Raw genomic sequence first — 6,154 nt, 5'->3', positions numbered from 1 at the left:
GGTCAAGGTATCGCCTTGGGCTGGGCTGGGCTGATCGAAGAGCAGATCAAGGCGGGCAAATTGATCGCTCTCGGGCCTTCAGTAGACCGGCCTCACCGGGGTTACATTGTGAGATCGAACTATCACGAGACACTTCTGGTGAGGGATGTCCTTCAGTGGCTGATTGCGGCAAGCTGACCTTGAAGCCTGCGCCGTTGAATGTCCGCCAAATCCGTTTCCGCTGCTGAAAATCGTGCTGGCGAGGTATTAGATTAACTCGATGCCGATCCCGCCAGGGACCAGACTCGTCTATCTGGCGAGCATTTTCGCCTAAATGGGTGTCCGGTTTCATTAGACCACTACATGATGGTGACGCCCTACAGATCGAACTGATTCCCCACGCCACCCGATTCCCTTCCTGTGGCGGCTGCCAAAAGCCTTGTTCAACCACTCATGAGTATTGCGAGCGAAGTGTTCGCGATCTTCCCATTCTAGGTCGTGCGGTACGCCTTAGCGTTTTGCTCAGGCGGGTTGGCTGTCGTGACTGTGGCAAACGCATGGAGGCCGTCAGTTGGCTGGATCGCTATGCGCGCATGACGCGCCGCTTGGCCGATACGGTCATTCAGGCCTGCGAGCGCCTTCCCACTCTGCACGTGGCCCAGATGTTTGGGTTGCATTGGGACACCGTTCGGTTGCTGGAGCGTCGTGCCTTGCAGGCGGTGTTGAGCGAGCTGCCGAAGGCGCAACCGCGACGCCTGGTGATGGACGAGTTCGCTCTGTTCAAAGGGCATCGCTATGCCAGTGTTGTCTTGGATGCCGATACGCGACGAGTGCTGTGGATCGGTGAAGGCCGTAGCCGGGCTGCGGTTCGGCCCTTTTTCGAAGAACTGGGGCCAGAGGGCTGTACTCGAATCGAAGCGGTGGCGATGGACATGAATACTGCTTTTGATCTGGAGGTTCGCCAGCATTGCCCGAAAGCGCGAGTGGTCTACGACCTTTTCCATGTGGTGGCCAAATATGGTCGAGAGGTGATTGATCGGGTCCGCGTCGACGAGGCTAACCGGCTGCGTCATGACAAGCCGGCGCGCAAGGTCATCAAGCAGGCGCGATGGCTGTTGCTGCGTAACCCGCAGAACCTGAAAACGCCGGAACAACAGGTCCATTTGCAGGATTTGCTGGCGGCCAACCAAGCGTTGATGACGGTCTATTTGATGAAGGCTGAACTCAAAACGCTCTGGACGCCGAGTGGCGCCTGGGCTTGGAGATCGGCCTGGAAGCAATGGCTGCGCCATGCACATGAAAGCGAAATACCGGCTCTGATCCAGTTTGCCAAACGGCTAAAGGGGTACTGGCGCGGTATCGTCAGTCGGGTTCGCTGGCCGATGCACACCGGTCAGTTGGAAGGAATAAACAATCGAATAAAGGTCATCAAGCGGATGGCGTACGGCTACCGGGATAGCGAGTTCTTTTTCATGAAGATCAAGAGCGTCTTTCCCGGTAATCCGTGATGAACCAAATTTAAGTGCACACCATGTCTTGGCTTTGCAGGGTTGGGTAGGTGACTTGGCCGGACGGGTACATTCGATCGATACAGATACGCGACACAAAAAGCTGTCTGCTTACCCGTCAACACTCTTGATTTGCGCGTTTAACCACGCGAAGTCGATAGACCAGAATCGATTGGCTAGGGAAGATGCTGCCTAAACCAGCGACTTTTGAATTTGATGATCAAATGTATCCAGAAAATCGCGCATGCCGATGTCTCCGAGATCTACAGCTTTAGCGCCGCCGGCCGCAACAAAGGTGACATCGGTGATACCCAGGACGTTCAGGATCAGTTTCAAATACTGGGTCGCAATGTCACGGTCTCTAATCGGGGAGTCGTTGGTGTATACACCTCCCGAGGCGAGCAGCACCGTTGCCTTTTTACCGGTCACCAGCCCTTTACCATCAAAGCCCAAGGTCAGGCCTTTACGTACCACGTGATCCACCCACGCCTTGAGCGCCGCAGGGACGTTGTAGTTGTAGACCGGCGTAGAAATAACCAGGTGATCGGTTTCCAGCAACTCGGCCGCAAGCTCATCGGATAGCTGCAACACGGCTTTCATTTCAGGCGAATGTTGGGTTTGCGGGGTGAAGTAAGCCTGTAACCAAGGGGCCGTCACGAACGTCAGCGAAGTGTCCGTTAGATCCCGTATTTTGATGGCGGTTTCAATGGTGAGAAGCCTGGACATGTAAGTAACTCCTGCGCAGTGACGCGGCGGTATGTTTTGCGTTGTCGCTCTAGGCGATGTGCGACACACTCTACCCAATACGATCTATACGCAGGAGTGATGTAAATATGATTAAATCCATCTGTTTAAGTGATGGGTCATGATCGGAAGTCTCAGCCTGGATCAGTTGCGAATCCTTGTAACCATTGCTGATACAGGCAGTTTCTCGGCAACGGGACGTCATCTGCGGCGTGCTCAATCTGCCATTAGCCAGTCGATTGCCACACTTGAGTCAGTTCAAGGTGTGAGGCTGTTTGATCGGAGCGGCCATCGTCCAACGCTCACTGAGGTCGGTAGAGTGCTGGTGGTTCAAGCGCGCGCCGTGCTGGCAAGCGCTGCCCAGTTTGAAGCAATGGCCTCAAGTACGGCAGCCGGGGTTGAGCCGGAGTTGGCGCTCGCCATAGACCCTTTAGTCCCTAGCGCACCGCTCATCGAAAGCCTGCGCGCTATCCGTGAGGCTTTTCCGCATCTGGCAGTGAGTTTTTCTACGGAAGGCTTAGGCGGCGCAGAGCGCCGATTGCGCAACGGCGATGCGGCACTGGCGCTTTGCACATTGATTCCGACAGTGCCCGACGATGTCACCGCACTGCCGCTGCTCAGCGTCGACTTGAGGCCAGTAGTAGCCAGCGGGCATCCCCTGGCCATGTTAGGCCGCCGGGTAACAAGTGCAGACCTCAAGCCTTACGTGCAACTGGTACTTTCCGATCCGGTTTCACCCGACGGTCCTAGCTATGGGGTGACGGGCAGTCACCAGTGGCGGTTTGTAGATTTGGCACGGCGGATGGATTTTTTACTCGCCGGGTTCGGTTGGTGCCGAATGCCAGAGCATCTGATTGCCGATCACCTGGCTTCAGGACGCCTCCTGCCGCTTGAGTTAACCGCCGAACTTCAGCGCACACCAGACACACTGACGATCTACGCAGCGCACATGCAAAATCGCTCTTTAGGGAAAGCAGGCCGATGGCTTCTGAATGATCTGACCCATCGTCTGTGCAGGTGATGATACGAAGACAACTAACGTCAGCGGTTTGGTTATCCCGTTGGCCAAAGGGCCGATGCGGTTAATCGTTATGACTCCTCGGCTTTATTCACGATATTTCTATCTTCATCTACTTGATACGGTGTATCAGCCTCTACTCCGTCTTTGCCAGTCTTGGCGACCACGTTGGTGTAACGCTTTCCGTCCCAGCATCTGAAAATCAGCGTCGAGTTCTCCCCGCCCGTCAGCGTTGAGCCAAGGCTGCCGATGAGCCTGCTGCGAGCACCCGCTGTCAGAACGCTGTTCTTGCCGGCAGTGAGTGTGCTTCGGTCTCCGGCCATGAGCACACAATCGTTGCCAGCGGTCAGTTTGCTTCGATCGCCAGCAGTGAGATAGCTGTTGCTGCCAGCCAGTAGTTTGCTTCGGTCGCCCGCTGTCTGGGTGCTGTCTTTACCGGCAATCAGCTTGCTGCGCTCACCTGCCATCTGGATGCTGTCGGCACCGGATATCAGCGTGCTGCGATAACCGGCTGTTTGCGAACTGCCCTTGCCGGCGATCAACATGCTTTTATGCCCGGCAATTTGAGTGCTGTCATAGCCCGCAATCAGTGAGCTTCGATGACTCGCAATCTGGTTGCTGCCGTATCCGGCGGTCAGGCTGCTGTGCATACCAGATGTCAGGCTGCTGCCATATCCCGCCGTCAGCACGCTGCGAAGTCCGCTGATCAAGGTACTGCCGTAACCCGCTGTCAAGAAGCTGCGAATGCCGCTGGTCAAGGTGCTGCCATAACCCGCAATGAGCGAACTGTCCTGCCCCGCCGTTCCGGTGCTGCCGTAACCGGCGGTGAGCGTGCTGTCACGCTCTGCCGTCTGCGTACTGCCATACCCGGCAGTCAACGTACTCTCGTAACCGGCGGTCTGCGTGCTGCCGTAACCTGCGATCAAGGAGCTGGAAAATCCAGCCGTTTCGGTACTGCCATAACCAGCGGTGAGCGTGCTGCTGTCTTGAGCGGTCAGCGTGCTGCCATAACCCGCCGTGAGCGTGCTCTCGTAGCCCGCGGTCTGGGTGCTGCCATAACCTGCGATCAGTGAGCTCTCATAGCCTGCGGTCGACGTACCGCCATAACCGTTCGTCAAACTGCTTTTGTAGCCGGCGGTTTGAGTACTTCCGTACCCGGCGATCAACGTACTGCTATAGCCCGCCGTTGAAGTACTCCCGTAGCCAGTGGTCAGTGAGCTTTCCTCCTGCGCCGTTTGGGTACTGCCATAGCCTGCTGTCAGCGTGCTTTTGTAACCGGCAGTTTGGGTACTGCCATATCCGGCAATCAGTGAACTTTCATAGCCGGCGGTGGAAGTGCTGCCATAGCCAGTGGTCAGGGAGCTGTTGTCCTGAGCGGTTTGTGTACTGCCATAACCTGCTGTCAGTGTGCTTTCGTGACCTGCGGTCTGAGTGCTGCCGTAACCTGCGATCAGCGAACTGTCCGCGCCGGCGGTTCCGGTACTGCCATAACCGGCGGTGAGTGAACTCCCTTCCTGGGCCGTTTGCGTACTGCCGTACCCCGCGGTAAGGATGCTGCCATGGCCGGCAGTCTGAGTGCTGCCGTAGCCGGCGATCAGCGAACTATCGTATCCAACGGTTCCGGTGCTGCCGTAGCCAGCGGTCAGAGAGCTGCTTTCCTGAGCGGTTTGTGTGCTGCCATAACCCGAGGTCAGAATACTTTTGTACCCTGCAGTTTGGGTACTGCCGTAACCCGAAATCAATGCGCTTTCGTGTCCGGCAGTTTGCGTACTGCCGTAGCCGGCRATCAGCGARCTGTCGGATCCCGCGGTGCCCGTGCTGCCGTAGCCAGCAGTGAGATCGCTGCCCTCCTGAGCCGTTTGCGTGCTGCCATAACCCGCTGTCAGCGTGCTTTCTTCCCCGGCGGTTTGTGTGCTGCCGTAGCCGGCGATCAGCGAACTGTCGGATCCCGCGGTGCCCGTGCTGCCGTAGCCAGCAGTGAGATCGCTGCCCTCCTGGGCCGTTTGCGTGCTGCCRTAACCCGCTGTCAGCGAGCTTTCTTCCCCGGCGGTTTGTGTGCTGCCGTAGCCGGCAATCAGCGAGCTGTCGGATCCCGCGGTGCCCGTGCTGCCGTAGCCAGCAGTGAGATCGCTGCCCTCCTGRGCCGTTTGCGTGCTGCCGTAACCCGCCGTCAGCGAGCTTTCTTCCCCGGCGGTTTGTGTGCTGCCGTAGCCGGCGATGATTGAACTATCAGCTCCTGAAGTTCCGGTACTGCCATACCCGGCAATCAGCGTGCTGCGATCTCCAGCGGTTTCAGTACTGCCATAGCCTGCGATGAGCTGACTCTGATTTGCGCCCGTGAGCGTACTGCCATAAACAGCCGTCTCTAGCGTTGGTGGAGCTTGAGCCGTTGCTGCGGGCGACCTGGAAGAGTCCTTGTTCATTTCCGAGCGCACTTCAGGAAAAACAAATGTCTCAATCAAATCCGTTGAAGATGATTCATAGTTCGAAATATTGTTTGAAATATACCCCAATGCGCTATTTCGCGTCCCGACATGAACCACTTCAGCACGAGGAAACTTAACGCCTCCCTCCGCATCCAGACGGATAATATCGTCAACCTCGACTTCACAAACAACCCACCTGGCATCTGCCTGCATATTTAAATGAGCGCTCGCCCCCTTCCCCCACAGCAAGCCGGAAAGCCCGTTCTCGAGCTTTCTCGTAGGTTCCCAAAATTTACATTCGATAATCCCGGAAACAGGCCAGATCAATCCACAGTGGTCGAACATATTATTGGCACATGTTCGCAAAACCAAAACTTTTGCATCACTCATCTCAACACCCTTATGATAATTTTACTAAGAACGCCATCGCGCTTGTAAAAAATAACACTTAATGAGTGCAAAATGACTATTTATAATGC

At 56.2% G+C, this 6,154-nt stretch carries 4 protein-coding genes; 2 read left to right on the top strand and 2 right to left on the bottom strand.

Annotation, left to right across the window (positions count from 1 at the left end; genetic code table 11):
* The first annotated feature begins 290 nt into the window (after positions 1 to 290).
* The gene (locus AC1DH9_RS24455; RefSeq protein ID WP_427542953.1) at positions 291 to 1,487 is read left to right on the top strand and encodes an ISL3 family transposase; all 1,197 of its coding nucleotides are present in this window, start codon (positions 291 to 293) and stop codon (positions 1,485 to 1,487) included.
* Between the two features lie 192 nt (positions 1,488 to 1,679).
* Here the strand turns inward: AC1DH9_RS24455 and AC1DH9_RS24450 are convergent, their stop codons facing one another.
* The gene (locus AC1DH9_RS24450) at positions 1,680 to 2,213 is read right to left on the bottom strand and encodes an FMN-dependent NADH-azoreductase (RefSeq protein ID WP_477808928.1); all 534 of its coding nucleotides are present in this window, start codon (positions 2,211 to 2,213) and stop codon (positions 1,680 to 1,682) included.
* Positions 2,214 to 2,352: 139 nt separating this feature from the next.
* On the opposite strand from AC1DH9_RS24450, the gene AC1DH9_RS24445 reads away from it, so the two are divergent.
* Positions 2,353 to 3,252 carry a LysR family transcriptional regulator gene (locus tag AC1DH9_RS24445; RefSeq protein WP_427542756.1) on the top strand — a complete coding sequence of 300 codons (900 nt, stop codon included), beginning with the start codon at positions 2,353 to 2,355 and terminating at the stop codon, positions 3,250 to 3,252.
* 68 nt (positions 3,253 to 3,320) lie between these two features.
* Here the strand turns inward: AC1DH9_RS24445 and AC1DH9_RS24440 are convergent, their stop codons facing one another.
* Positions 3,321 to 6,065: a beta strand repeat-containing protein gene (locus AC1DH9_RS24440; RefSeq protein WP_477808927.1), complete on the bottom strand. Its 2,745-nt coding sequence runs from the start codon at positions 6,063 to 6,065 to the stop codon at positions 3,321 to 3,323.
* Positions 6,066 to 6,154: the final 89 nt, after the last annotated feature.

This window comes from Pseudomonas sp. 05T35, assembly GCF_056396605.1.
The sequence above is the reverse complement of the archived record's forward strand: the minus strand, read 5'-3'. Positions and strand labels throughout refer to the sequence as shown.

Excerpts from the sequence above, each read along its gene's own strand:
- AC1DH9_RS24450 (WP_477808928.1), bottom strand. The coding sequence starts at position 2,213 with ATGTCCAGGCTTCTCACCATTGAAACCGCCATCAAAATACGGGATCTA.
- AC1DH9_RS24445 (WP_427542756.1), top strand. The coding sequence starts at position 2,353 with ATGATCGGAAGTCTCAGCCTGGATCAGTTGCGAATCCTTGTAACCATT.